The organism is Pseudomonas rosaeacicularis, from assembly GCF_057128745.1.
This window is the reverse complement of the sequence record NZ_JBSKHT010000022.1, coordinates 41,380-67,347: the sequence shown is the minus strand read 5'-3', so window position 1 is coordinate 67,347 and position 25,968 is coordinate 41,380. Positions and strand designations below refer to the sequence as shown.

Annotated in this window: 18 protein-coding genes, 1 tRNA gene and 2 pseudogenes; 6 read left to right on the top strand and 15 right to left on the bottom strand. The window is 53.0% G+C overall.

The genetic code is table 11. The annotated features are described in order from the left end of the window. Positions 1-602 precede the first annotated feature (602 nt). Complete coding sequence (locus ACWKWM_RS25270) at positions 603-2,081, top strand: hypothetical protein (protein WP_483848728.1); 1,479 nt, start codon at positions 603-605, stop codon at positions 2,079-2,081. Positions 2,082-2,197: 116 nt separating this feature from the next. On the opposite strand, the gene mobC is transcribed toward ACWKWM_RS25270, so the two are convergent. After that, positions 2,198-2,428 (bottom strand): plasmid mobilization relaxosome protein MobC, encoded by a 231-nt coding sequence (mobC, locus tag ACWKWM_RS25265; RefSeq protein ID WP_483848727.1) that lies wholly within the window; start codon positions 2,426-2,428, stop codon positions 2,198-2,200. A gap of 1,475 nt (positions 2,429-3,903) precedes the next feature. Between mobC and ACWKWM_RS25260 the strand changes: the two genes are divergently transcribed. Together ACWKWM_RS25260 and ACWKWM_RS25255 are read left to right on the top strand one after the other, a co-directional pair. Next, positions 3,904-4,794 carry an SIR2 family protein gene (locus ACWKWM_RS25260; protein WP_483848726.1) on the top strand — a complete coding sequence of 297 codons (891 nt, stop codon included), beginning with the start codon at positions 3,904-3,906 and terminating at the stop codon, positions 4,792-4,794. A gap of 155 nt (positions 4,795-4,949) precedes the next feature. After that, positions 4,950-5,786 (top strand): FRG domain-containing protein, encoded by an 837-nt coding sequence (locus tag ACWKWM_RS25255; RefSeq protein ID WP_483848725.1) that lies wholly within the window; start codon positions 4,950-4,952, stop codon positions 5,784-5,786. 203 nt (positions 5,787-5,989) lie between these two features. Here ACWKWM_RS25255 and ACWKWM_RS25250 read toward each other — a convergent pair. The 6 genes and pseudogenes from ACWKWM_RS25250 to rpsU form a co-directional block, all read right to left on the bottom strand. After that, a pseudogene (locus ACWKWM_RS25250) lies at positions 5,990-7,054 on the bottom strand (site-specific integrase). A gap of 126 nt (positions 7,055-7,180) precedes the next feature. Then, positions 7,181-7,257, bottom strand: a tRNA-Ile gene (locus tag ACWKWM_RS25245). Between the two features lie 15 nt (positions 7,258-7,272). Continuing rightward, positions 7,273-10,236 (bottom strand): annotated as a pseudogene (locus ACWKWM_RS25240) (sensor domain-containing protein); the annotation flags it as partial. 408 nt (positions 10,237-10,644) lie between these two features. Continuing rightward, a complete protein-coding gene (gene rpoD / locus ACWKWM_RS25235; protein ID WP_483848724.1) occupies positions 10,645-12,489 on the bottom strand; it encodes an RNA polymerase sigma factor RpoD in 1,845 nt (614 codons plus the stop codon). Between the two features lie 67 nt (positions 12,490-12,556). After that, the gene (dnaG, locus tag ACWKWM_RS25230; RefSeq protein WP_483848723.1) at positions 12,557-14,524 is read right to left on the bottom strand and encodes a DNA primase; all 1,968 of its coding nucleotides are present in this window, start codon (positions 14,522-14,524) and stop codon (positions 12,557-12,559) included. A 258-nt stretch (positions 14,525-14,782) separates the two neighbouring features. Next, the gene (gene rpsU, locus ACWKWM_RS25225) at positions 14,783-14,998 is read right to left on the bottom strand and encodes a 30S ribosomal protein S21 (RefSeq protein WP_002551877.1); all 216 of its coding nucleotides are present in this window, start codon (positions 14,996-14,998) and stop codon (positions 14,783-14,785) included. Between the two features lie 195 nt (positions 14,999-15,193). On the opposite strand from rpsU, the gene tsaD reads away from it, so the two are divergent. After that, entirely contained in the window at positions 15,194-16,219 is a 1,026-nt protein-coding gene (tsaD, locus tag ACWKWM_RS25220; protein WP_483848722.1) for a tRNA (adenosine(37)-N6)-threonylcarbamoyltransferase complex transferase subunit TsaD, read from the top strand. Positions 16,220-16,250: 31 nt separating this feature from the next. Here the strand turns inward: tsaD and plsY are convergent, their stop codons facing one another. Beyond that, positions 16,251-16,820: a glycerol-3-phosphate 1-O-acyltransferase PlsY gene (gene plsY, locus ACWKWM_RS25215; protein WP_483848721.1), complete on the bottom strand. Its 570-nt coding sequence runs from the start codon at positions 16,818-16,820 to the stop codon at positions 16,251-16,253. A 74-nt stretch (positions 16,821-16,894) separates the two neighbouring features. Between plsY and folB the strand changes: the two genes are divergently transcribed. After that, positions 16,895-17,248 carry a dihydroneopterin aldolase gene (gene folB, locus ACWKWM_RS25210; protein WP_483848720.1) on the top strand — a complete coding sequence of 118 codons (354 nt, stop codon included), beginning with the start codon at positions 16,895-16,897 and terminating at the stop codon, positions 17,246-17,248. Next, a complete protein-coding gene (gene folK / locus ACWKWM_RS25205) occupies positions 17,239-17,772 on the top strand; it encodes a 2-amino-4-hydroxy-6-hydroxymethyldihydropteridine diphosphokinase (protein ID WP_483848719.1) in 534 nt (177 codons plus the stop codon). Before folB ends, folK begins: the two co-directional genes overlap by 10 nt. 86 nt (positions 17,773-17,858) lie before the next feature. On the opposite strand, the gene ACWKWM_RS25200 is transcribed toward folK, so the two are convergent. The 7 genes from ACWKWM_RS25200 to apaG form a co-directional block, all read right to left on the bottom strand. Then, complete coding sequence (locus ACWKWM_RS25200; RefSeq protein ID WP_483848718.1) at positions 17,859-19,088, bottom strand: multifunctional CCA addition/repair protein; 1,230 nt, start codon at positions 19,086-19,088, stop codon at positions 17,859-17,861. 75 nt (positions 19,089-19,163) lie between these two features. Continuing rightward, positions 19,164-20,726 (bottom strand): SpoVR family protein, encoded by a 1,563-nt coding sequence (locus tag ACWKWM_RS25195; RefSeq protein WP_483848717.1) that lies wholly within the window; start codon positions 20,724-20,726, stop codon positions 19,164-19,166. Beyond that, the gene (locus ACWKWM_RS25190) at positions 20,723-21,994 is read right to left on the bottom strand and encodes a YeaH/YhbH family protein (RefSeq protein WP_483848716.1); all 1,272 of its coding nucleotides are present in this window, start codon (positions 21,992-21,994) and stop codon (positions 20,723-20,725) included. The genes ACWKWM_RS25195 and ACWKWM_RS25190 overlap by 4 nt, the downstream gene beginning before the upstream one ends. A 119-nt stretch (positions 21,995-22,113) precedes the next feature. Beyond that, entirely contained in the window at positions 22,114-24,036 is a 1,923-nt protein-coding gene (locus tag ACWKWM_RS25185) for a PrkA family serine protein kinase (protein WP_483838975.1), read from the bottom strand. Positions 24,037-24,325: 289 nt separating this feature from the next. Beyond that, positions 24,326-24,646: a thiosulfate sulfurtransferase GlpE gene (glpE, locus tag ACWKWM_RS25180; RefSeq protein WP_483848715.1), complete on the bottom strand. Its 321-nt coding sequence runs from the start codon at positions 24,644-24,646 to the stop codon at positions 24,326-24,328. 59 nt (positions 24,647-24,705) lie between these two features. Next, complete coding sequence (locus ACWKWM_RS25175; protein ID WP_483848714.1) at positions 24,706-25,587, bottom strand: symmetrical bis(5'-nucleosyl)-tetraphosphatase; 882 nt, start codon at positions 25,585-25,587, stop codon at positions 24,706-24,708. Continuing rightward, the gene (gene apaG / locus ACWKWM_RS25170) at positions 25,587-25,967 is read right to left on the bottom strand and encodes a Co2+/Mg2+ efflux protein ApaG (RefSeq protein ID WP_483848713.1); all 381 of its coding nucleotides are present in this window, start codon (positions 25,965-25,967) and stop codon (positions 25,587-25,589) included. The genes ACWKWM_RS25175 and apaG overlap by 1 nt, the downstream gene beginning before the upstream one ends. Between the last annotated feature and the right edge of the window lies 1 nt (position 25,968).

The window sequence follows — 25,968 nt, the reverse complement described above, 5'->3', positions numbered from 1 at the left end:
GTTTTTATATTATATATGTTGCATTTATTCTGGTTGTTTGTTTTTTGTAGTGAGTTAATTATGTTTTATAAGTGTAATATCCGTGGTGTGATTTATGCCGTAAATGAATCTGGCTGTATTGAGGATCTCAAGGAAAAGTTTTTTATGAATATAAAAAAATTGCATTTGTTGAGTAGCAGTTTGTTCGTAATTCAAACTTGTTTTTACAGAAAAAGTCAGTTTTCGCTGTGTATCATTAGTGCTGTAAGTGAAGTAGGACCTAAAATTTAATAGGGAGGATTCTTAATCACTCCTTTAGTTAAGCGCGCTTCTGTGGTTTCAGTCTGGACGACAGAGCTTTCGTGCCCTTGCGTAGGGGCCGAACATTCTTAAACTATTCAAGTCTGGACCCCGTATGTCCCCTTTCTCCGAGGGAAAACGTCATACGTCAATTCTCATTGGCGTCGAGGGCTTTATCTCCTATAGTGGCATTGTGTCATGCCCGGGTCGGTCGTTTAGTTTGTCGAGCTGATTGACGCAGACGACCGTGACTCCTTTTTGTGGTGGCGATTGCTTCGGGCCTTCACAAAATATAATTCGATCACTTTTGGAGCTTTCAGCGTATGGATACAGGTAAACGTAAACTTAGAATCTATTTCTCGGATTTTTTTGATGTCACACGTGAACAAATTGATTCTTACGGAGCCTTCAACGTCTCCTTAATTAATGACCTACCATTATTTGTAGACCCTTTTCTTCTATTTAATAGCGATGAAGAGGTTTTTCAAAATCTTCATGCTGAAATTATTAAATATATGTTGTTTTTGAAGGGTAAGTCAGCTCTCGATTTACCGTCGGGTTTAGTGAAGTCGTGGTATATGTTTCCGGAGGTTAAGGAGAACTGGTTTGGATTCAGTAAGTCTGGAAATAGTGGTCGGGGTTTGGGCCCTTCTTTTGCAAAGTCATTGCAAGTAAACTTTAAGGATGTTTTTTCAGATTTTGGTAGTGAGACAGCTGGGGCAACTCATCTTGGTAAGCTTACGCTTGTAAAGCATGGTGTTGGCAAGGATCAGATAAGTGACTTTACCTGTAATTTGATACACGGTTTTTTGGCAAGCTATACTGAGAAGTTTGCATCAAAATATATTTCTCCTAATAAATTGCAAAAATTCTCTATACAGAAAGCCGAGTTCAACTATGTCACTGAAACTTGGAAGGCAAAGCAGTATATTCTGCCACGATATGGTTCTGAGTACGTATTGCTCACCCCTATCGAGATTCTGACTAAAGATGAAGCCTGGATCTCTCATAAGGGATTTATTGAGGATTTCAGTCAGGTTGTGAATTGTGTGCCCAATGATCAATTACGCGATCAAATAAATTTGTATATCACAAAGGTTATGCCTGCTGACCCTACTAAAGAAGAAAAAGCACTCGCTTTTGAAAAGACGATACTGAAGTACCCTAAACTTATGGATGTTTATGTGGGACTAAGAGAGGCGGATAGGGATGCGGCGAGCACTTCTAGTTTAGAGAAGGTTTCTGTTGCACAAAAGCTTTTCGAAGAGCACTTACGTAAGCTGGTCGACTTATTGGATAAAACCAAGTTTTATGATGCTGAGCCGAACAGTTACGAAGCAGGTATGCAAAGAGTTCAATATCTTAAGCATGTGATTGAGAAGCAAGATGGTTATCGTCTGTTCTACGTAAAAAACATACCGATTTCTCGAGAAAGTGATTTGCAGATCATGTTTAAGCTGACATGGTTTGCTTCAAAGTTTAGTTCTGATGCTGAAGTGAATAACGGTCGGGGTCCCGCTGATTTTCTGGTTTCTTATGGTAGCCAAGACAAATCTATAATTGAATTTAAGCTGGCGAAAAATTCTCATATGGAAAAAAATTTGAGGAATCAGGCTAAAATTTATAGTGATGCATCCAGGGCTACAAATCCTCCGATCATGGTCATTTTGTATTTTAACTTTTCTGAGCGGGATAAAGTTCAAAGGATAATGACAAAAAATGGGTTGGGTGATACGAGGCATATTGTGCTAATTAATGCGATGCCCAGAGAGTCTGCTTCTAAGGCCGAAAGTAGTGAGTGAGGTCTCATAGATGCGCTTATGAATGAAAATAAGCTACTGTCGTAACCTGGATGCCTATTAATGGTAGAGCTATCTCCACTTAGTAGGCATCGCGAAATCTATTTCTCAAATCTAGGTCAAGAGTTTTCTACTAGGTTACTCTTTAGCTTCCATCGGCTTAAACTTGCATCTTGCAGCGCTGAAACTATTTCTGTGTGGCAGTAAATATAAGTAGAAAGCTTCTGAATTTCTTTAATGGCCACTTCTTGGCTTCCACCCTCATTCATTTTTTTAGCTATCTGGTTCAGGTTTCTTCCGATTGATCGGAGTTGTCCTGACGACTCCCAAAGCGCCTTTGTGGCCTCCATCGTGAATTGGGGCTGGTTGGTTAAACTTGCTCGAACGCAATTGATTACCCACCGTTGAGGAGAGCATCCCTCGGCCTCTGAGCGTGCCGATAGCTCATGCGAACCTCCAGCCTTTGTTTCTGACCTTCGTCCGGCTCGCCTGCGATTTGTCCTGATATCCAACTATGAACGTCTTGGGGCATCTCATCTTGGATGACGTAGCGCATTAGCGCTCGGATCATGCCGTGTTGGGAGCTCCCTTTTTTCTCGCAGTGGGCTTCCCACTCTGATTTCAAATCATCCGGTATGCGTACCCGGTAAACGGCGCTATCCCTCGTGGCGCCGATGCTAGCTTTGCGCGGCATGTGCATTCCTCTTTCGGTATCAACAGCTCACTATATACGTAGTGAACCACAGTTTACCGGCGAGCGCCTATCCTGCACTAGATCTCCACTCACTTCAGTTCTTGTTCATGAACAAGCTTTCTTGGGATGAAGGCAGTTAAAAAAGAAAGTCGGGCATTGCAGAATTGGTGTTCGTCACGGGGCGATTCAGATCTCTGGATCTACGTGAGCTTACTGATACGATTCTGGCACCTATTACCTGAGAGTAAAAGCGTCCGTCTGAACCTGTTGATGCTGGAGAATCTGAGGTTCGAAGCCCTCCGATATGCTCGATGGCCGGTTGGTCCGTTGGCTCTGAGTTTGGCTGCCAAGCTAGTCGACGGTGTGTTTGGAGCTTTCCGGGGTTGATGAGGTTGCAATCGGATTATTTTGCGCAGCCTCCGCTATGGCATTCGCACCAATGCTGATGGAGTGGAGGCGGCGGAAATCAACGTAGCCAGCTAGCTTTCAGTGACAGAATAGCCCCGAATTATCTAAACGCTTCCGACAGTTGGTTTTTGGCCGATTTCAGCTCTTCGTCAACGGCAGGAAACGGCCCAGAGTGTGTAAAAACGCTTCGCCAAAATTGAAGTGTCCGCGTCTACGTTAAATCTGAAATTTATCGGCACGTTTGCAGATGTGGATTTCGCGTAGAAACGCGATTTTCAGTCCGGTTTTGAGCACCTGAAGCGCTCATAAGCGTTTTTTACACAGCCTCGGCCAATAGCTACCATTCGCGAGCAGCGACTTCGAGCTCGACTTATCTGAGGAGCGCAAACCTCGCCTCCGAGCGGAGCACGCTGCAATGGCGACATTGGCGGGGGTATAAAGCGAAGGTAAGAGCTCCAAGTAAATTGCTTGTCCAAGGACAGGTATGAGGGATAGCATCACGCCATCACTTGCAAGGGTGCTCGACGTGTCCGGACCGACCCACCTCTTTTTCCTCCCCGCCGTTGCTGCGTTATCGCAACGACATGCGCCGGCAACACGCCTTGTTCCGGCGGTAAGAGTGGTATCCCGCGTTGCGAAATATTTTGAGCGGATGAGCAACTAACAATTCACCTCAGGGGCAAGCTTCTCTGAGTTAAAGAGACACTCTTGGTAAGGTCGAGAATGAAAAATACAGTCCTTTTTGGAAATGGAATAAACAGGCTTTCGACCAATGCGGTAAGTTGGGATGGCTTGCTTGATGAGATCAAAGGTGAGAATAGATTTTCAAATGGCTCTCTGCCCAATACGATGGTGTATGAAAGAATATTCATGGGGAAACACAAAGCTAGCGAAAGCCAAAGAATTGATGAGCTTGTCATCAAGAGTAAAATTGCTAGCTCCCTCGCAGAGCAAGAATCAAATCAAGTCTTCAAGTTGCTAGGAGATATGAACTTTGAGCATTATCTTACGACAAACTATGATTATGCATTTGAAAAGGCTCTTGCCATTACTCCTGATAAGTTAAGTTCTGAAGAGATATACAGCCTTAGAAGAAAGCGAAAATACAAGTCGAATATCGGTACAAAATACTTGTGGAATATTCACGGGGAAATTGACAGTCCAAAATCTATAATGCTTGGATTGGACCACTACTGCGGCTCAGTAAGCAAGATAGATGCCTATGTCAAAGGTAACTACAAGTATTTTGTCGACGGAGAGCCAATTCCCATTATGTCAATGGACAAGAAACTGGAGAACGGTAGCTTTTGCTATACGTCTTGGGTTGACCTGTTTTTTTCATCAAATCTCCATATAATTGGTCTTTCCCTAGATTATAGCGAGACAGACCTTTGGTGGGTTTTGAATAAACGCGCCAGATTTGCGGCTGACAATCTTGTCAAAAACAATATCTTTTTCTACGTGGATTACATTGATGAACAAAAAAGAGGGCTGCTGGAATCATTTGATGTCAATGTTGTAGTCACAGAAGTCATTGATAAAGATTACGAGGGCATGTATCGAAGTGCCATTTCTAAAATGTTTGCCTCTCAAATCTCCATCGAAGCGGCATAAATCTACCCAACGGGTAATATTCGTTCCGGGATAAAGCCGTCTGCCAAAAACGATGCGCTCGCGCTCAATGGATTGCAGATATGGATAAAGATAAGAGATCTTAATGGCCCATTGCTATGGTTGTAGCGAGGGAACGCAGGGTTACGGAGATGCGAATGTTTATTGAAGAGATAAGAGTAGATAGCTTATCGCAATACCTAGAAGAAATCCTCAGGATCAATAATAAAACTGGGTCACTAGCTGGGGCTGTATATAGAGGTCAGTCAGATAGTTGCTGGGGTATTTCTTCTGGATTGAGTCGATATTGCAGTATGAGTAAGAATGCCAGTGCCCTAGCAATGGCAAAGCAGGCGTTTCGAATATTCGATGCGGAGAGGCATGGTTATCACCACCTAAATTCAAGTAGCCCTTGGGATGTGCTTACACTAGCTCAGCACTTTGGGCTTCCTACTAGGCTCTTGGACTGGAGTTTATCCCCCACTGTAGCGCTATTTTTCGCACTTGATGGAGTCAAGTATAGAAGAGTTAAGATAAAGGATTTGTCTGACTCGGAGCGATTGGAGTTTAACAGGGAAGTTCCAATCGATGGCGAGTATGTTGGGTTGGCGGATCACGATGCAGTTGTTTATATGATCCCAGCTTCCCATAACTCGAAGTCCGCTGAGTGGCTTCGTGCTTGCGATCTTCCGGAAGATGTTTTTGCCGAAGTGCCGCATGCGAAAGAGATGGGTTTCTGTTTTTTTAATCCTGATGTAACAAATGATAGAATAAAATGCCAGAGCGGGGTATTTACTCTTAGTGTTAAATGTTCAGGTGAATTTCCTAATGACAGGGTCTATAAGCTTATTATCAAAAGAGGTGCTATCGCAGAGATGCGCTCTAATCTTGTAACCCTTAATATTGGCGCAAAGTCAGTGTACGGAGATCTTGAGGGGCTTTGTCGCGAATTGATATTTACAAAGTATGGGGGCTTTGCTAATCGATACAATTGAGGGCTATTAATCGATTCTAAATGACAGCTTTTGCGCCGATTGCTGCCGGTCACGACCAGCGGCAATGCGCAGCTCTCTGCCGATCATGGTCACGAAGCGTGCTGGTCAAAATGCAATCAGGTGGTCGAGTGGAGGGGCAATATCGCATACGGAAAAGCTCCGAAGGTGCGGGGGCAAGAATCCCCCGTCTTAAACTAATAAACTTAAGTGGCAGGTCTCGTTATTTTGTCCAGTTTACTGACGAGGTCTTCGGCTCGTAGGTGTGTGTAACGCTTAAGCATCTGCATCAACTTATGACCACTGATGGCCGAAACCTCTTGATCCGATAACCCACCTTCGACAAGCCGACTTACTGCTTCATGGCGCAGGTCGTGAAACCTAAAATCAGACAGATCGAGTTTCTTTTTGAGCTGTCCCCAAATCTTGGTGAAGGTATACGGCCGACGCTTACCGTCCTTTCCAGGCTCACCGAAAAACACCAAATTGCAGTCGATTGGTCGCACTGGATTATCCATCGCAGCTTTGAATACTTCAGTGGCGCGCTTGCTCAGTGGAACGGTACGCGAGCCGTCGTTCTTTGTGTCTGAGAGACGAATGACGCGCTTTGCCAAATCCACTTGAGGTCGCCGTAGGGATGAGATCTCTGACGAGCGCATACCCGTTTCCAGAGCGATGCAAACAATCCAGCCCAGCATAGGGTTGCTGTGTCGATTCACGGCCGCGAGGAGAAGGCGTTCTTCCTCCGGTGATAACCTTCGGTCACGACCATCCCCAGGGCTTGGCTTACGGATGTTCAGCACTGGGTTGAACGTCAGACCCAAACCCCACTCCTGAATCGCTACCGTGTACAGGTGGCTCAGTAGGAGCCAGTTCGAGGCGCACGGTGTTGTTGCTGATGGTCCCACCACGGCTGGGTTCGTTCAGACGCTTATCACGATAACCGGCGATGATTTCAGCGGAGAGGGCGGCCAGTGAGTATTTGCCAAGGTGCTCGATGAGCTTCTTAGCTTTCGAGGTTTCGCCACGCTGAGTGGTGGGCTTCTTGGTGGGGGTTATGTCGCTCAGATAGCGCTTGAGTGCAGCCTCTAGCGTCATTTTCTCCGAGCCGCTACGCCGGATGTACACGCCACGCAACATTTCTTCTTCGGTACGCCTCGACCAGTCCTCCGCATCACGCTTTGTGCGGAAGGTTTTGGCGACAGTGGGCCAGCAATTTTACGAATGAGTGCCTTCCAGGTGCCGGAAGGGGTTTTGACGAGAGTAGCCATGAGAGGGTGCTCCTAGGCGGCTGGCGAACCAGCACTGTACCTAATTTGTACCTATGGAGCGTAGGACTGTAAAAGCTGGGACCAATCCAAAAACACGAAAGCCGCGCAATGCGCGGCTTTCAAAGGTGGTGGGCCCACACGGACTCGAACCGTGGACCAAGGGATTATGAGTCCCCTGCTCTAACCAACTGAGCTATAGGCCCTCAGTAGGCGGCGGATTATAACGACGGTTTCCATGCTGTGCTATCCGAAAAGTCTGAAACTGTTATACGAAGAAACGTCCTGCAGAATTCTTCTGGTCGCAGGGGGAGGCTGACGATGTAGCCCTGGATCTGTTCGCAGCCTTCGTCGGCCAGAAATTGCTGCTGTTCGACGGTTTCCACACCTTCGGCAATGACCGTGAGCTGCATGCTCCGACCCAGGGCAATGATGGCGCGGACAATTGCAGCATCGTGGGGATCATCGGGTAGGCCGCGGACGAATGACTGATCGATTTTCAATATGTCCAACGGCAGCTTCTTCAGATAACTGAGAGAAGAATAGCCTGTTCCGAAATCGTCGATCGCAAGCTGTACCCCCAGTTTCTTGAGCTTGTGCAGCACCGAAAGCGCTTCCTCGGTTTGGCTCATGATGAAGTTTTCGGTGATTTCCAGTTGCAGGCAGCCGGGTTGCAAGCGGTATTCGGTCAGCAGCTGTTCGATGCGATTGACCAGATTGGGCTGGCGCAATTGTGCCCCGGCGAGGTTTACCGACAGCGGGCCGAACACGTCGTAGCGCTGGTTCCATTCGTACAGTTGGCGGCAAGCATTTTCCAGCACCCATTCGCCGATCTGCAGGATCATGCCGTTCTCTTCTGCCAGAGAGATGAAACGCTCTGGCGGGACGTCGCCAAAGGTTGGATGGTGCCATCGAATCAATGCTTCAGCGCCGACCAGCCGTTGAGTCAACAGGCTGAGCTTGGGCTGGTATGAGAGCGTGAACTCGTTGCGCTCGATAGCTCGGCGCAGCTCGTGTTCCAGGGCAATCCGCTCACTCGCTTGCGCAGTCAGGTCGCGGGTGTAACTTTCGACCCGATTTCGGCCTTTAGCTTTTGAGCGGTACATCGCCGCATCAGCGTTCTTAATGACCGTCGCAACATCCAGCCCATCTGTAGGAAACAGCGCGCTACCAATGCTGGCGCTTATGAAAAACTCGTGCTCACCCGCCTGGAACGGTGCACTGAAACTGTTCAGCAGTTTGGTGGCGATGGCCTCGGCATCGCTTGCGTTTTGCAGTCCTGGCAGCAGGATGATGAATTCGTCACCCCCAAGCCTCGCGACGGTGTCGATGTCGCGCAGGTTTTCCTTCAGGCGCTGCGCGATGCCTTTAAGCAACAGGTCCCCGACAGGGTGACCCAGGCTGTCGTTGATGTGCTTGAAGCGGTCGAGATCCAGAAACAGCACGGCGCCAAGGCTATCGCCGTGCTGGCTGTGTAACAGCGCCGCGTGCAGCCGGCTTTCGAACAGCGTGCGGTTGGGCAGGCCGGTCAATGGATCATGGTGGGCCTGATAATCCAGACGGGCCTGAGCCTGTTTGAGGCTGGATATATCGGCGAATACCGCGACGAAGTGGGTGATGAACTTATCGCGGTTCCTGACTGCGCTAATCGTTAGCCAGCTGGGGTAAACCTCGCCGTTCTTGCGACGATTGCTGATCTCGCCCTGCCAGTGACCTTCGGCGGTCAACTGGTACCACATGGCTGCATAAAACGCGCTGTCGTGTTGCCCTGAGGCCAGCAATCGTGGGGTTTCACCAATCGCTTCGTGCTCGCTGTACCCCGTGATTTCGCTGAATGCGCGGTTCACTGCGTTGATCCGTTGGCGGGTATCAGTGATCAGTACCCCTTCGGCGGTGCTTTCGAATACCGTTGCGGCCAGCTGCAATTTCTCCTGCATTTGATGGCGTTCGGTGATATCCCGGGCAATGGTCAACATGCAGTCCTCACCGCCGATCGGCAGTGGCCGCGATGAAATCTCGCACAGCCTGACTTGACCATCTTTACGGCGAATATGGCTAGTGAAGTCGCGAACGAAGCCGTCTCTGCTCAGTTGCTCAAGCAACTGCTGGCGCTCATTCAGATCTACCCAAATTCCGAGGTCGAGCGTCGTGCGGTCCAGTGACATTGAACTTTGATAGCCGGTAATGCGGTTGAATCCGTCGTTGACCTCAACCAGCAGTCCGTCGCTTTGACGCGAAATCACCAGTCCGTCGGGCGAGGAGTGGAAGGCTTTAGCGAACTTCTCTTCCGATAGCTGCAGTTGCTGCTGGGCTTCCTTGAGTGGCGTGATGTCGCGCACGACAACGACGACGGCAGGCGTTGAGTCCAGATCAAATGGTTCAGCGGACAGCAGCCCGGTGAACAAGCGGCCGTCAATACGCCGGAAGGGCATCTCAAGATTTCGGATACTGCCTTTCTGCAGGCGCTGAAGCAGGCTCGGCCCGATGTCCGGAATACCCCAGATATTGAGGTCCGAAGGCGTCTTGCCGATGACGTCCGCAGCAGTGAGACCAATCTGTTCTACGAACGCCTGATTGGCTTCAAGGAAGCATCCGTCGGAGAGTCTGGCGATGACCAGGATGTCGGGGCACTGCGCAAAGACCGAGGCAAATTTGCCCTCGGAAAGGCGCAGCGCTTCTTCTATTAGCTTGGTTTCACTGATGTCGATCATCAGGCCGCGCATGACAGGTTCGCGTCCATATCCAATCAGACTGACGATATCCCGCACCCATAACGTCCTGCCATCAGCATGGATGACGCGGTAATCGAGGCTGTGGTCGTGGCCGAGGGCAGATTGCTGATCGCAGAAGGCCTGGGCTCTTTGGACATCGTGCGGGTGAACGATGCTGTGCCAGAAGCCAGCACTAAGCCATTGTTCAAGCGGATAACCCAGGAGATTCTCGGCGTGCGGAGAGACGTAGTTGTAGGAGTAATCATTGATGTTGGCCTCCCACGCAATCGCCGAGAGGCTTTCGATCATGCCGCGATAGTGGTATTCGCTGCTGCGCAGTTGCTGCTCGAGCGCTACACGACGAGAAATTTCAGAGCTTAGCCGCCGATTGATGCGAACGACGACGATCAATACCGTGCAGAGCAGCAAAAGTCCGGGCAAACCGTAAATCAAGAAGTCTCGCCAAAACTTGCTGTTGTCCACAGTTTGAGCTGACTGCCATCGCGCTTGGTCGGTGGGGCCTGTCAGCTCAGAGGTTGGGTTTGTCTGTGTCGTGACATCAGACGCCGCCAACAGGTCTTGGTGCAGCACTGTTCTTTGCTCAAGAGCGGGTAAGACAGCGTCCGTGCGATATGTATGTTCTTCATGAACAACAGGCTCGGTGATTTCCGTTTTGGAAAGAACTCGAGCGTCGACCACTGTCGACCCCATCAAGCAAAGGAAAGCTACTGCCGTCATCCGAAACATGGCAGCCCCAAGATTCAGCGCTAAGAATGAGTCGAGTGTAGTCGGGCTGGGTGACAGTGGCACTGTGCCGGAAATTTATTCTTTAAAACGCAAAAACCCCCAGCAATGCCGGGGGTTTTGTTTTCAGCGTGTCACTTACTCGTCGAGGAACGACCGCAAGTGTTCGCTTCTCGTCGGATGACGAAGCTTGCGCAGGGCTTTGGCTTCGATCTGACGAATACGCTCACGCGTTACGTCAAACTGTTTACCCACTTCTTCCAGCGTGTGGTCGGTATTCATATCAATACCGAAGCGCATACGCAGAACCTTGGCTTCGCGAGCTGTAAGGCCCGAAAGGACTTCACGCGTCGCTTCTTTCAAGCTTTCGACTGTAGCGACATCGATTGGCGACTGCATGGTGGAGTCTTCGATGAAGTCTCCCAAGTGCGAATCTTCGTCGTCACCGATCGGGGTTTCCATGGAGATCGGCTCTTTAGCGATCTTCAGTACCTTGCGGATTTTGTCCTCAGGCATTTCCATGCGTTCGCCCAGCTCTTCCGGGGTCGGTTCACGACCCATTTCCTGCAGCATCTGGCGGGAAATGCGGTTGAGCTTGTTGATCGTCTCGATCATGTGTACCGGAATACGAATGGTACGAGCCTGGTCGGCAATCGAGCGAGTGATCGCTTGACGGATCCACCAGGTGGCATAAGTCGAGAACTTGTAACCACGACGGTATTCGAACTTGTCCACCGCTTTCATCAACCCGATGTTGCCTTCCTGGATCAGATCGAGGAATTGCAAGCCACGGTTGGTGTACTTCTTGGCGATGGAGATAACCAGACGAAGGTTCGCTTCAACCATCTCTTTCTTCGCGCGGCGGGCCTTGGCCTCACCGATCGACATGCGACGGTTGATGTCTTTGATCTCGGCGATCGTCAGACCGGTTTCTTCCTGCAGCGTGGTCAGCTTTTGCTGGCAACGCTGGATATCAACCTGCAAACGGCCGATGGCTTCAGCATATTTACCTTTGCCTTTGGCCAGTGCGTCGGTCCAGCTCTGGTCAACTTCGTTGCCCGGGAATTGGCGCAGGAAGTCAGCACGAGGCATACGGGCGTCACGAACGCACAGCTGCATGATGGCGCGTTCTTGAGCGCGGAGGCGCTCCAAAGCACCACGAACACGTTCAACCAAGCCTTCAAACTGTTTAGGAACCAGTTTGATCGGCATGAACAGCTCGGCCAGGGCCAACAGTTCTGCAGAAGCCTGTTTGCTGCCACGACCATGTTTTTTCAGGGCCTTGACTGCAATTGCCATCTGGTCGGCGACGGCGCCGAATCGCTGGGCAGCGATGACCGGATCGGGACCACTTTCGGTCTCTTCCTCGTCGTCGGTGTCCGACTCTTCTTCCTCTTCGTCAGCCCCTTCGACCTTTTCGGCCTTGGGGTCAACTGGCGGCGGCACTTCGGCCGGCGGCGCGATGCCGTCGTCCGGGTCGATATAACCGCTCAACACGTCGGACAGACGGCCACCTTCGGTGGTGACGCGGGTGTACTCGGAGAGAATGTGATCGACGGTCCCAGGGAAGTGCGCAATTGCGCCCATCACTTCACGGATGCCTTCTTCGATACGTTTGGCGATTTCAATTTCGCCTTCACGTGTCAAAAGCTCAACCGTGCCCATTTCACGCATGTACATGCGAACCGGGTCGGTTGTGCGACCAATGTCGGTCTCGACTGCCGCCAATGCTGCAGCTGCTTCCTCAGCAGCTGCCTCATCGGTATCAGCTTCGGCCAACAAAAGGGCGTCCGCATCCGGGGCACTCTCGAATACGTTGATCCCCATGTCGTTAATCATGCGGATGATGTCTTCCACCTGTTCCGGATCTGAAATATCCTCCGGCAGGTGGTCGTTGACCTCCGCGTAAGTCAGGTAACCCTGCTCACGACCACGGCTGATCAACTCTTTGAGGCGAGACTGCTGTTGCGCTTTTCCGGACATAACACCCTATCCACTGAAGGTCTTGGCGGGCAAAAAACAAGCCGAGGATTATACCCGAGCTAGGACCTCACGCGCCAGTTGAGGTCGGGGTTTGTGCAGGAACTTTGCGATTTAACAGATTGAGCAGCTGAACTTTTTCCTCAGCGGACAACCCGGTCTGCCGTTCCTTCCTGATCAATTGATCCAGGCTTCGCTCGCGTTGGCGGGCGGACAAGCTAGTTATAGTGTCGAAAAACTGTTGTTCAAGGTTATCGGCCGATATAAGCCATTCCTTTTCCGCCAGTTGTCGTAGCAATCGTCCTTGATCCGTCCCGTGCCACCTTGCGATCAGTTGCAACGATCGCAGCTTGGGATTTTTTTGAAGTGCTTCAAGCAATGCCACCAATAACTGCGAATAGACATTGTCTTCGGCGGCAAAGTGGCTGGCATCTTCTACCTTGCCCGACAGTTCAGGATGGTGCAGCAAGGTCCTGAGTGCTGTTAGCGTAGGTGGTTCAACCGATGCAGGCGTGCGGGGCGCGCGCGGTTCAAAGTCAGGCCGTTTGCCGTTCTTGTCCCACTTTTTGCCATCCCACGGTTTCTTTTCCCACTTTTTTTGCTGGCCGCCGGATTTGCTCGGCGCCCATTCATTCTGTGCTTCGTACGCATCGTGCGGCTGAAAGTCGCTGTAATCGGGGATTGCTTCGTAATCGATTCCCGGATCGTAACCAGGTTGCGGTTCCTGAGGAGCGTTTTGCACCAGTTGGCTCATTGCAGCCGGATTGAGCCCGGTAATTTCGCTCAATCGCTGGCGCATCAGTGCGCGCAGATTGGCGCCAGGAACCTTTTCTATCAGTGGCACCGCCAGCGTCGCCATGTGCGCTTTGCCCTCAAGCGAGCGCGGATCGGCTTCTTTGGTCAGCTGCTCAAAGAAATAATCGGCCAGCGGTTGCGCGTGCTGGGCGATCCTGGCTTTGAACGCGTCAGTACCTTCTGATCGCACCAGCGTATCCGGATCTTCGCCTTCCGGCAGAAACAGAAACCGTGCTCGCCGACCATCCTGCAGGCTCGAAAGTGCTGCCTCCAGCGCGCGCCATGCGGCATTGCGGCCAGCCTGGTCGCCATCGAAACAAAACAGCACGTTCGGTACGACCCGGAAAAGCTTTTTCAAATGATCTTCGCTGGTGGCAGTACCCAGCGTTGCAACCGCATTGCGCAAGCCTTGTTGGGCCAGAGCGATGACGTCCATATAGCCTTCGACGACAATAATCTCATCGAGGCTGCGGTTAAATTTTCTGGCTTCGAACAGGCCGTACAGTTCCTGTCCTTTATGAAACACCGGAGTCTCCGGAGAGTTCAGGTATTTTGGCTTGTCGTCACCTAAAACCCGACCACCGAACGCGATGACGCGGCCGCGGCTGTCGCGGATAGGAAACATCACGCGATCGCGAAACCGGTCGTAGCGTTTTCCGGTTTCGGCATTTTCAATCAGCAAGCCAGCGTCGATCATTGCCTTTTGCTGGAGCGTGTCGCTGCTCAGATGTTTGTGGAGATTGTCCCAGCCGGGCGGCGCGAACCCCAAACCGAAATCTCGCGCTATTTCACCTGAAAGGCCGCGGCCCTTCAGATAATCCACAGCCGACTTGCGCGTCGGGTGGTTTTTGAGCGCGGCGCGATAGTAATCAGCGGCTGCGGTGAGCAAAGGGTAAAGCGGCGAATCCGTCGGCTGCCGAGGCTTTTGGCCTTTGACGCTTTGCTCGCGCGGGACCTTCATGCCAGCAGCTTTGGCCAGGTCCTCGACTGCCTGGGGGAAATCCAGGTTATCGTGGTCCATGATGAAGCCAAGCGCGTTGCCGCCTGCGCCACATCCGAAGCAATAGTAAAACTGCTTGTCAGGGCTGACGCTAAACGATGGAGTTTTTTCTTTGTGGAACGGACAGCAGGCGCTGAAGTTCTTGCCGGTTTTCTTCAATTGAACGCGCGAACTGACAACATCGACGATGTCGGTGCGATTCAGTAAGTCGTCAATAAAACCTTGAGGGATCAGTCCGGCCATGGCGTTCTCATCATCAGGCGCCTCGCCAGAGAAATCGTGGCGAATCCAAAGCGTAACTACCGTTGCTTTAAGGTTGCTTGAGCAGTGTAGACGTGGTCAGCGCGGCCTGAATCAGGCTAGACGGGCTTGACGGATTTTGTCTTAGTCGCATCTGCGGCATCGACAGCCTCTGTCAGTGGTGCGTGAGGCTAAAACTGCAACTGCCGACAGCCCGGCTTTTAGGCCGGGCAAGGCAGAAGCTTGCGACAGACGTCTGTATTAGTACAGACGAACGGCGCGGCGCTGTTCGCGCTGAACTTTCTTGGCGTGACGCTTAACAGCAGCAGCTGCCTTACGTTTACGCTCCGAAGTCGGCTTCTCGTAAAATTCGCGGCTACGAACTTCAGCCAGAACACCGGCTTTTTCGCAGGAGCGCTTGAAACGACGCAGAGCTACGTCGAAGGGTTCGTTCTCTTTAACTTTGACGGCTGGCATCCAGAGCTACCTTCATTCATTACCGGGGTCAACGCTCGGTGCAAACACTGCACTAAGTACGTCGGTTTTTAAGGGTTGCGGATGTTAACCCCTCATTGCGAGGAATGCAAAGCCTCTGATCGAAAACCGCTGGTCGAGGGCATGAGCGGCGACTATTATGCGCGCCTTCGAATCAAGCCCCAACAAGGCGTACCCATGTTAGTACTGGGATTGGAAACTTCCTGCGATGAGACCGGCGTAGCGCTGTACGACAGCGAACGCGGGCTTCTCGCCGATGCATTGTTCAGTCAGATCGATCAACACCGGGTCTTTGGTGGCGTGGTGCCGGAGCTTGCTTCGCGCGATCACGTCAAGCGCATGCTGCCTTTGATTCGCCAAGTATTGGCCGAAGCCGACTGCGCTGTGACCGAGATCGATGGCATCGCCTTCACAGCAGGCCCAGGACTGGTCGGCGCCTTGCTGGTAGGTGCCTCATGCGCACAGGCCCTGGCGTTTGCCTGGGATATTCCGGCGCTGGGTGTCCACCACATGGAGGGCCATTTGCTGGCTCCGATGCTGGAAGAGCACCCTCCCGAGTTTCCGTTCGTCGCTTTGTTGGTTTCAGGCGGTCATACGCAGCTTGTTCGAGTCGACGGCATCGGTCAGTACGAGCTGTTGGGCGAGACGCTCGATGACGCGGCAGGCGAAGCATTCGACAAGACCGCCAAGATGATGGGCATGCATTACCCGGGCGGTCCGGAAATTTCTCGCATGGCAATGAAGGGCCTGGCAGGGCGATTCCTGTTCCCGCGGCCGATGACCGATCGTCCCGGTCTGGATTTCAGTTTCAGTGGTCTGAAAACCTCCGCGCTTATGACGTGGCAGCAATGCCAAAGCACTGGGGACGACGGCGAGCAAACCCGTTGCGACATCTCGCTGGCCTTCCAGCAGGCCGTGGTGGACACTTTGACCATCAAGTGCAAGCGCGCATTGAAGCAGACGGGTTTGAAGCGACTTGTGATCGCCGGTGGCGTCAGCGCAAACAAGGCGCTGCGTGTGTCGCTGGAGCAGATGCTAGGCGCACTGAACGGCAACGTTTATTACGCCCGACCTGAGTTTTGCACGGACAACGGCGCAATGATTGCCTTCGCTGGCTGCCAGCGTTTGCAGGCCGGCCAACGAGCAGACTTGAGCATCAGCGTTCAGGCCCGCTGGCCTATGGAGCAATTGCAGGGCATTTGAGTGGCAAGATGAATCGCGCTCAATGCAGGATTCAGAAATGCCGTTCGCGCCCGGCGAACAGGTCGCGTAGATTGCCTCGGTGACGCCAGACAATCAGCAACGTGAGCAAGGTCATGGGCACCAGCGCTCGCGGCTCTTGCCAGGCCAGCAACGGCAATGTCAGCGGTGTTGCGATCAACGCCGCAAGTGAGCTGGTTCGAGTCAGGTAAAACGTCAACAACCAGGCTGCGAGCGCGAGCAGGGCGGCGGGTAGATACAAGCCCAGCAATACGCCAGCAGCGGTGGCGACGCCTTTACCTCCGCGGAAACGAAAGTACAACGGAAACAAATGACCGATGACGGCGCACAGTCCTATCCAGGCCTGTTGTCGAGGATCAAGCCCGACCCATCCGGCGATCAGCACGGGAATCAGTCCTTTGCACAGGTCCCCGATGAGGGTAAGAACGGCGAGTTTTTTGCCTGCCAGGCGCAGCATATTAGTTGCGCCGGCGTTGCCTGATCCGCTGTCACGCGGGTCCGGGCTGCCAGTGAGGCGGCTGAGCAGGATGGCAAAGGACAGTGAGCCGAGCAGGTAGGCGAGAATCGCCAGTAACCAAAACATGGTAACCATTCCGGGCGAGGAAGCCCTGATTCTAACGGCGCAACGCGCCCTTGTCGTGCAGCGGAGATTAAGGCTTGGACAGAGTGTTCATTGAGGGTCTGGAAGTCGATACAGTGATCGGCGCCTATGACTGGGAGCGCGGCATCCGTCAGTGTCTGCGTCTGGACCTCAGTTTTGCCTGGGATAATCGACCTGCAGCCGCCGGCGATGACCTGAGCAAGGCCCTCGATTACGCCAGCGTTTCGACACGCATTCAGGCCTTCGCTGAAGCCTCTCAATTTCAGCTGGTCGAAACCTTCGCCGAACGACTCGCCGAAGTCTTGATGAGCGAATTCGATATCCCCTGGCTGCACCTAAAACTGACCAAGCCCGGAGCTGTTCCGGCAGCCAAAGGCGTGGGCGTGGAGATCGAGCGCGGATGTCGCTGACACGGGTTTACTTAGGTCTAGGCAGCAACATCGAGCGCGAGAAGCACCTGTGCGCCGGGCTTGAGGCGTTAACCGGTTTTTTGACCGAGCTTACCTGTTCGCCGGTTTTCGAAAGCCATCCTGTGGGCATCAAGAGTGGCCCATTCATCAACCTGGTGGTGTCGGGGTATACCGAATTGCCGTTGATGGAGCTGGATCGCCGCCTGAAATTCATCGAAGCCGATAATGGTCGCTACGCCCCGGACCGCAAAGGACTGCCGCTGGACATCGATGTGCTGCTGTATGGCGAGCAGGCGGGAAATTTCGACGGTTTGGTCCTGCCCCGTGCCGAAATCCTGAAAAATGCCTTTGTGCTGTGGCCGTTATCGCTAATAGCTCCGGAGCGCAAGCATCCTGGCGTGGGAATCAGTTTTAGTCAGCTGTGGGCGAGCGCCCAAATAGATCAAAAATTATGGCCAGTCGGATTCGAATGGCGGGGCGAACAGTTGACGCCTTCAGACCTGATTTCCGAGTTTAATATCTAGCGACGCAGACATCATCGCGGGCAAGCGCGCTCCTACAATGATTGCGGATTCCTGGAGGAGCGCGCTTGCCCGCGATAGGTTTCGACTCAGTTGTTATACGTCGCCTTGTAAACCTTCAGCGCATCAAGCCGCTCGCGTTTAAGCGCTTCACCCAGTTCCTGCCCTTGAAAACCCTGCTCCAGCAAAGGCTGCACTTGCACCTCGCGGGCCGTTGCGGCTGCACCCCTGAGGTATTCGGCTTGGGGATAGGTGCGATCTTCAAGTCCTTTGCGACCACGCGCGTCCATCTCGCAGGCGACAACAAACTCTTCAAATCGCTGTGGCCGGCGATAGACGTCGAAGCTCTGCAGCAGATCCAGCAACGTCGAAGGCTTGAGCTCCAGCGCCCGATGCCCGTGGGTATGATATTGGCCTACCAGCAGGGCCAATTCCTGGCAGTCTCTCGGCACCTTGAAGCGCTTATTGACCGCTTTGATCAGCTTGAGGCCCGTGTGCTCATGGGCAATGTGCTGAGGCCAGTCGGCTGGCGGCGTCAGGCCTTTGCCCAAGTCGTGTAGCAGGCAGGCCCAACGAACACTCAGCGGCTGGTGATGAATGGCGGACTGCTCAAGCACACTCAATACATGCAGTCCCGTATCGACTTCGGGGTGATGAGCTTCGGGCTGTGGAACGCCAAACAGACCGTCGACCTCCGGTATTAGAACGGCTAAAGCGTCGCAATTACGCAGCACGCGAATAAATATCTGAGGCTGGGTTTCCATCAATGCGCGGGAAATTTCCTTCCAGCTGCGTTCTGGAGTCAACGCTTGCAGCTCGCCGGAGTGGCTCAGTTCACGCATCAGCTCCAGGGTCTCTGGCGCAATAGTGAAACCATCGGGCGCATAGCGAGCCGCGAAGCGGGCCACGCGTAATACTCGGAGGGGATCCTCGGCGAAAGCAGGCGAAACGTGACGCAAAATACGAGATTGCAGATCTCGTTGGCCATGATACGGATCAGTCAGATGTCCGTCTTTGTCCTCAGCAATCGCGTTGATTGTGAGATCACGGCGAACCAGATCTTCTTCCAGTGTCACATCAGGGGCTGCGTGAAATACGAACCCGCCATAACCATGCCCGCTTTTGCGCTCAGTGCGGGCCAGTGCGTATTCCTCTCCAGTCAGCGGATGCAGAAATACCGGAAAGTCAGTGCCAACAGGGCGATAACCCTTGATGAGCATCTCATCGGTGGTGGCGCCGACGACGACCCAGTCGATATCAACGACCGGTTTGCCGAGCAGGCGGTCGCGAACAGCGCCGCCGACTTTATAAAATTGCATGGAAAAAACCTCCGTGAGCGCGACAGGATAAACCTAACGTCACACTCGCGGAGGTTAAAACGGTGATGTCACTGGTTAAAGATGTACGACCGCCAGATCGAGCCGGGGGTATTCACTTTCGGAGTGCTCACTTCGGGGAGGCACATGAAGGGTCTTCATGATTTGATCTCCCTGTAAGGATTCCAAGTGAATGTCGAAGCCCCATAGACGATGCAAGTGTTTGAGCACTTCGTCGGTGGAGTCTCCGAGCGGTTTGCGATCATGCTGTTGGTGGCGCAGCGTCAAGGAGCGATCGCCGCGACGATCGATGCTGTAGATCTGCACGTTGGGTTCACGGTTGCCCAAGTTGTACTGAGCGGCGAGGGTTTCTCTGATGATCTTGTAGCCAGGTTCGTCGTGAATTGCAGGAACGAGCAGATCCTCCTTTTGATCGTCGTCCATGATGCTGAACAATTTCAGATCCCGAATGACCTTCGGCGACAGGTATTGCAGGATGAAGCTCTCATCCTTGAAGCTGCTCATAGCAAACTTCACGGCCGTCAGCCAGTCGGTCCCGGCAATGTCGGGGAACCAATGACGGTCTTCATCGGTAGGCTTTTCACACATCCGCCGGATGTCTTGATACATAGCAAAACCCAACGTGTAGGGGTTAATGCCGCTGTAGTAAGGGCTATCAAAGCCCGGCTGATAGATAACGCTGGTGTGCGATGTCAGGAACTCCATCATGAAGCCGTCAGTGACAAGGCCTTCGTCATAAAGGTCATTCATCAGCGTGTAGTGCCAGAACGTCGCCCAGCCTTCGTTCATCACCTGCGTCTGGCGCTGAGGGTAAAAATACTGCGCGATCTTGCGCACAATTCTTACGATTTCACGCTGCCATGGCTCCAGCAACGGCGCGTGTTTCTCGATGAAATAGAGAATGTTCTCCTGAGGCTCGGCCGGGAATCGTGCGTTGTCCTCCTTGCTGTTTTTATCAGCGTTTTTCGGAATGGTGCGCCACAGGTCGTTGATCTGCTTTTGCAGGTGCTCTTCACGGTCCTTTTGTCGGCGGCGCTCTTCCTCTGCCGAAATCGGATAAGGGCGTTTGTAGCGGTCCACGCCGTAATTCATCAGCGCATGGCAGGAATCGAGCAGGTCTTCCACCGCATCGATGCCGTGGCGCTCTTCGCATTGCATGATGTACTGCTTGGCGAACACCAGGTAATCGATGATTGAGCTGGCGTCGGTCCAGGTGCGAAACAGGTAATTGCCTTTGAAGAAGCTGTTATGGCCATAGCACGCATGTGCCACTACCAGCGCCTGCATGCAGATGGTGTTTTCTTCCATCAGATAAGCGATGCACGGGTCGGAGTTAATGACGATTTCGTACGCCAGACCCATCTGGCCCCGTGAGTAGGATTTTTCAGTGCTGAGGAAGTGTTTGCCGTAGGACCAATGGTGATAGCCCAGCGGCATACCGACCGACGCATAGGCGTCCATCATCTGTTCAGCGGTAATCACCTCGATCTGGTTGGGATAGGTGTCCAGGGCATAACGCTCGGCGATGCGGCTGATTTCCCGGTCGTACGCCTGGATCAGTTCAAATGTCCACTCGGAACCCGTGGAGAGGGGTTGGCGTTTCTGCTCTCTACCGGTCATGTCACTAACCTGCGCTGGAAGAGTTCACGGAAAACCGGATAGATATCACCGGCAGAGACCAGCTGCTGCTGGGCAAACGTGTCGGCAAACGCTTCGCCGATGCGCTCGTATTCAAACCACAGCGCCTGATGTTCACGCGGGGTGATTTCGACGTAAGTGTAGTACTGCACGAACGGCATGATCTGCTTGATCAAGATGTCGCGGCAGATGGGGGAGTCGTCATTCCAGTTGTCGCCGTCGGAAGCCTGTGCTGCGTAGATGTTCCATTCGTTAGTGGGATAGCGCTCCGCCATGATTTCTTGCATCAGTTTCAAAGCGCTGGAAACGATGGTGCCCCCGGTTTCCCGGGAGTAGAAAAACTCTTCTTCGTCCACTTCGCGCGCACTGGTGTGGTGGCGAATGAACACGACTTCGATCTTGTCGTAATTTCGTTTGAGGAACAGATACAGCAGGATGAAAAAGCGTTTGGCGATGTCCTTGGTCGCCTGGGTCATGGAGCCCGAGACGTCCATCAAACAGAACATCACCGCCTTGGAACTGGGGTTGGGCTGCTTGACCAGAAGGTTGTACTTGAGGTCGAAAGTGTCTAGAAACGGGACGCGACGAATCCTTGCCTTGAGGCGTTCTGATTCAACCTCCAACTCTTGAATGTCGCCGAAGTTGTCTGGTTCTTCGCGTTTCATGCGCTCAAGTTCGGCAGTTACTTCTCGAAGCTTGGCGCGGCTGCTGCCGGACAACGCAATGCGTCTGGCGTGTGCCGAACGCAGCGTGCGGATGATGTTGATGCGCGACGGGTTGCCTTCGTTGCTGATCCCGGCACGCACGGTTTTGAAGGTATCGGTGCCGCTGAGGTTACGTTTCACCAGGTTAGGCAGTTCGAGGTCTTCGAACATGAATTCAAGAAATTCTTCCTGAGTGATCTGGAAAGAAAACTCATCCATGCCTTCGCCGGAGTTGCTCGCCTTGCCAGGACCTTTGCCGCCCCCGCCACCTTGTGGTCGCGCGATGTGTTCCCCAGACGTGAATTCTTTGTTGCCCGGATGCACAACGGTTTGTTTGCCGCCACGGCCGTGATGAAGCACCGGCTCGTCGATATCACGCCCGGGAATGCTGATTTGTTCGCCGTGTTCCATGTCAGTGATGGAGCGGCGGCTGACCGCCTCTTCCACCGCTTTTTTGATGTGGTCACGGTAACGACGCAGAAAACGCTGCCGATTTACCGTGCTTTTGTTTTTGCCATTTAGGCGTCGGTCGATCACATAGCCCATCTGAAGCCCTCCGGGCAGCTGCAAGTAGAAAACAGCTGCAAGCGTCAAGCTCAAACTGGTCGGAGTCGAAAAGCTGACCGGCCCAGCTTGCCGCTTGAAGCTTGTAGCTTACAGCTGCGTTACTGCGACTTCCGGACACGCAGGTACCACTCGGAGAGCAGCCGTACCTGTTTGTCGGTGTAACCCCGCTCGACCATCCGGGTGACGAAGTCGTTGTGCTTTTGCTGATCGTCTTTGCTGGCTTTGGCGTTGAAGCTGATAACCGGCAGCAGATCCTCGGTGTTGGAGAACATTTTCTTCTCGATCACCACCCGAAGCTTCTCGTAGCTGAGCCAGGTCGGGTTCTTGCCGTTATTGTTGGCGCGGGCACGCAATACAAAGTTGACGATCTCATTACGGAAATCCTTCGGATTGCTGATACCCGCCGGTTTTTCGATTTTTTCCAGTTCTTCGTTGAGGGCCACACGGTTGAGAATTTCGCCGGTTTCAGGATCGCGATACTCCTGATCCTGAATCCAGAAATCTGCATAAAGCACGTAACGGTCGAAAATGTTCTGACCGTACTCGCTGTACGATTCCAGATAGGCCGTCTGGATTTCCTTACCGATGAACTCGATATAGCGCGGTGCCAGGTATTCCTTGATGAACCGCAGATAGCGCTCGCGGGTTTCAGCCTGGAATTGCTCCTGCTCGATTTGCTGCTCAAGCACGTAAAGCAAATGCACCGGGTTGGCGGCAATTTCGTGGGGGTCGAAGTTGAAGACCTTCGACAGGATTTTGAACGCGAACCGCGTGGACAAACCGTTCATGCCTTCGTCGACGCCCGCGCTGTCGCGGTACTCCTGAATCGACTTGGCCTTAGGGTCGGTGTCTTTCAGATTTTCGCCGTCGTAGACCCTCATCTTGGAATAGATGTTGGAGTTTTCCGGCTCCTTCAAGCGTGACAGTACGGTGAACTGCGCGAGCATTTTCAGCGTGTCGGGCGCGCAGTGGGCCTTGGCCAGCGAACTGTTGAACAGCAGCTTGTCGTAAATCTTGATCTCGTCACTGACGCGCAAGCAGTACGGCACCTTCACGATATAAATCCGGTCGATGAAGGCTTCGTTGTTTTTGTTGTTGCGGAAGCTGTGCCATTCCGATTCGTTGGAGTGGGCCAGCAGAATACCGGTGAACGGAATCGCGCCCAGGCCTTCGGTACTGTTGTAGTTGCCTTCCTGGGTGGCGGTGAGCAGTGGGTGTAGCACCTTGATAGGCGCCTTGAACATTTCGACGAATTCCATCAGGCCCTGGTTGGCCCTGCACAGCGCACCCGAGTAGCTGTAAGCGTCGGCATCGTTCTGTGGATATTCTTCGAGCTTGCGGATATCGACTTTACCCACCAGCGCCGAAATATCCTGGTTGTTCTCATCGCCTGGTTCGGTTTTGGCAACGGCGATCTGATTGAGGATCGATGGATACAGCTTCACCACCTTGAACTGGCTGATGTCGCCCCCGAACTCAGCCAGACGTTTGGTCGCCCAAGGCGACATGATGGTGTTCAAGTACCGGCGCGGGATGCCGTAGTCCTCTTCGAGGATCGTCCCGTCTTCGGTGGGTTTGAAGAGGCCCAAGGGCGACTCGAAAACCGGCGAGCCCTTGATGGCGTAGAAAGGTATTTTTTCGACCAGCGATTTGAGTTTTTCAGCCAGAGACGATTTACCACCGCCTACCGGGCCGAGCAGGTAAAGGATCTGTTTCTTCTCTTCGAGGCCCTGAGCGGCGTGGCGGAAGTACGAGACGATTTGCTCGATGCAGTCTTCCATGCCGTGAAATTCTTCGAACGCGGGATAGCGCCGAATGACCTTGTTGGAGAAGATTCGCGATAGCCGCGAGTTGGTCGAGGTGTCGAACAACTCAGGCTCACCGATCGCCAGCAGAAGACGTTCTGCGGCCGATGCGTAAGCACTGCGGTCCTGTTTGCAGAGCTCCAAGTACTCCTGTAGCGAGAGCTCTTCCTGGCGTGTCGATTCAAAGCGTTGTTGGAAGTGGCTAAAAATACTCATGACGTCACCTCGCTCGATACGTGGAGCCGGCGGCGGATCGTCAGTTGATGCTGGTTAGCGACTGATCACTCAGCAGCTAATTACCCCCCAGAACACCATAAAAATAGCTACCGATGACCCACGCGCCGGTGTACCGGCTCTCCCCTGATTCGGATGGCCTGCGTCTTAGGATAGTTCGGAATCGGACAGAGAAAGAAGGAATGCTTGCAATCGAACGGCAACCGTTCGTCAGATGGATGCGCGAGCCCGCGTAGGACGCGGGATCGCGGGATAAAAATATTTTTTCTGATCAGCCTTGCGCAGTTTCCGCTGGAAACGTGTTTTTCCAGAGTTCAAAACCGCCGTCCATGCTGTAGACGTCCGAGAAACCCTGACCGATAAGATAGGCCGCAGCACTTTGGCTAGAGTTTCCGTGGTAGCACACCACCACCAGAGGTTTATCCAGATCTGCGTTGCGGATGAAGTCCGCAATGGAGTGGTTGTCCAGGTGATGGGATTCAGGAATATGGTTGCTGGCGAACGTTTGTTGATCGCGCACATCAACCAGCACGGCGCCTTGTTCGCGCAGGGCGTGGGCCTCTTGCGGCGGTATGCGTTTAAAGTCGGTCATGGCTTGGGCTCCTCGGCCGCACAGTTCCCGAGCAGTCGGGACCCGTAAAAGAATCGATTCTAATGCCTGATCGCGTTTTGTTCATCTGCGCTCAGCAGGCGCACTTTGCCAGGCTCGGCATTGCCGTGGTCGTCGCATTCGCAGCGGTGCATCTGGCAAGTATCGACGTTAAGCATCGAAAGCGCTGCGCCCCAGACACAACCGGTGTCGAGCGCATAAATTCCGGGTTCGTTGCATCGACCTTCAAGCGCCGCCCAATGACCGAAAATAATGCTGAGGCTTTTGGTCTTGCGATTTTTATGGCGAAACCACGGTGCATAGCCGGGCGGAGCAGCGTCCACGCCTTCTTTGGCTTTAAAGTCGAGCTTGCCGTCGCTGGTGCAGAAGCGCATCCGTGTGAAGTAGTTGGTAATGACCCGAAGTCGCGTCACGCCTTGCAGATCCTTGTCCCACTTCGCCGGTTCATTGCCATACATGCCATCGAGAAAGGGCTCTAAGCGATTGTCGTCGCGCAGTACTTCTTCGACTTCTTCAGCGCAGCGCAACGCTTTCTTCAGCGTCCATTGCGGGGGGATGCCAGCGTGCACCAACGCGATGTCGCGCTCGGCGTCGTAATGCATGAGTTTTTGCTGGCGTAGCCACTGCAGCAATTGGTCGGCGTCAGGGGCTTCCAGTATCTCGCGCAGGGTATCGCCTTTTTTCAGACGCTCGATGTTGTATCCGGCGGCGAGCAAATGCAGGTCATGGTTGCCCAGCACGCACACCACGGAGTCGCGCATCGCATAAATGAACCGCAGGGTTTCCAGCGACTGCGGACCGCGATTGACTAAATCGCCCACCAGCCACAGTTTGTCTTTGCCAGGTTCGAACCCAACGTGGTCAAGCAGGCATTTCAGCGGTTCAAGGCAACCTTGCAGATCGCCGACTGCGTACACCGCCATCAGTGCAGAGCCCCCGGCACCGCCAGCCGGAAGGGCGCGATGACCGCATCGAAACGTTTGCCATCGTCTGCCAGCATTTGATAAGTGCCCTGCATGTTGCCCACCTTGGTGGTCATGACAGTGCCGCTGCTGTAGGTGTGGCTTTGGCCCGACTGGATCAGCGGTTGCTGACCGACGACGCCGTCGCCTCTGACTTCTTCGACATTGCCGTCGCCGTCAGTGATGACCCAGTGCCGGGACAGCAATTTGGCAGGTAGCTCACCGGTATTGTGAACGGTCACGGTATAGGCGAAGGCAAAGCGATTCTGCTCAGGCTGCGACTGTTCTGTGAGAAAGCGGGTGACGACGCTGACGTCGACCTGATATCGGGGATCGGACATG

Coding starts and splice junctions, on each gene's coding strand:
- ACWKWM_RS25270 (WP_483848728.1), top strand. CDS start 603: ATGGATACAGGTAAACGTAAACTTAGAATCTATTTCTCGGATTTTTTT.
- mobC (WP_483848727.1), bottom strand. CDS start 2,428: ATGGAGGCCACAAAGGCGCTTTGGGAGTCGTCAGGACAACTCCGATCA.
- ACWKWM_RS25260 (WP_483848726.1), top strand. CDS start 3,904: ATGAAAAATACAGTCCTTTTTGGAAATGGAATAAACAGGCTTTCGACC.
- ACWKWM_RS25255 (WP_483848725.1), top strand. CDS start 4,950: ATGTTTATTGAAGAGATAAGAGTAGATAGCTTATCGCAATACCTAGAA.
- rpoD (WP_483848724.1), bottom strand. CDS start 12,489: ATGTCCGGAAAAGCGCAACAGCAGTCTCGCCTCAAAGAGTTGATCAGC.
- dnaG (WP_483848723.1), bottom strand. CDS start 14,524: ATGGCCGGACTGATCCCTCAAGGTTTTATTGACGACTTACTGAATCGC.
- rpsU (WP_002551877.1), bottom strand. CDS start 14,998: ATGCCAGCCGTCAAAGTTAAAGAGAACGAACCCTTCGACGTAGCTCTG.
- tsaD (WP_483848722.1), top strand. CDS start 15,194: ATGTTAGTACTGGGATTGGAAACTTCCTGCGATGAGACCGGCGTAGCG.
- plsY (WP_483848721.1), bottom strand. CDS start 16,820: ATGTTTTGGTTACTGGCGATTCTCGCCTACCTGCTCGGCTCACTGTCC.
- folK (WP_483848719.1), top strand. CDS start 17,239: ATGTCGCTGACACGGGTTTACTTAGGTCTAGGCAGCAACATCGAGCGC.
- ACWKWM_RS25200 (WP_483848718.1), bottom strand. CDS start 19,088: ATGCAATTTTATAAAGTCGGCGGCGCTGTTCGCGACCGCCTGCTCGGC.
- ACWKWM_RS25195 (WP_483848717.1), bottom strand. CDS start 20,726: ATGACCGGTAGAGAGCAGAAACGCCAACCCCTCTCCACGGGTTCCGAG.
- ACWKWM_RS25190 (WP_483848716.1), bottom strand. CDS start 21,994: ATGGGCTATGTGATCGACCGACGCCTAAATGGCAAAAACAAAAGCACG.
- ACWKWM_RS25185 (WP_483838975.1), bottom strand. CDS start 24,036: ATGAGTATTTTTAGCCACTTCCAACAACGCTTTGAATCGACACGCCAG.
- glpE (WP_483848715.1), bottom strand. CDS start 24,646: ATGACCGACTTTAAACGCATACCGCCGCAAGAGGCCCACGCCCTGCGC.
- ACWKWM_RS25175 (WP_483848714.1), bottom strand. CDS start 25,587: ATGGCGGTGTACGCAGTCGGCGATCTGCAAGGTTGCCTTGAACCGCTG.
- apaG (WP_483848713.1), bottom strand. CDS start 25,967: ATGTCCGATCCCCGATATCAGGTCGACGTCAGCGTCGTCACCCGCTTT.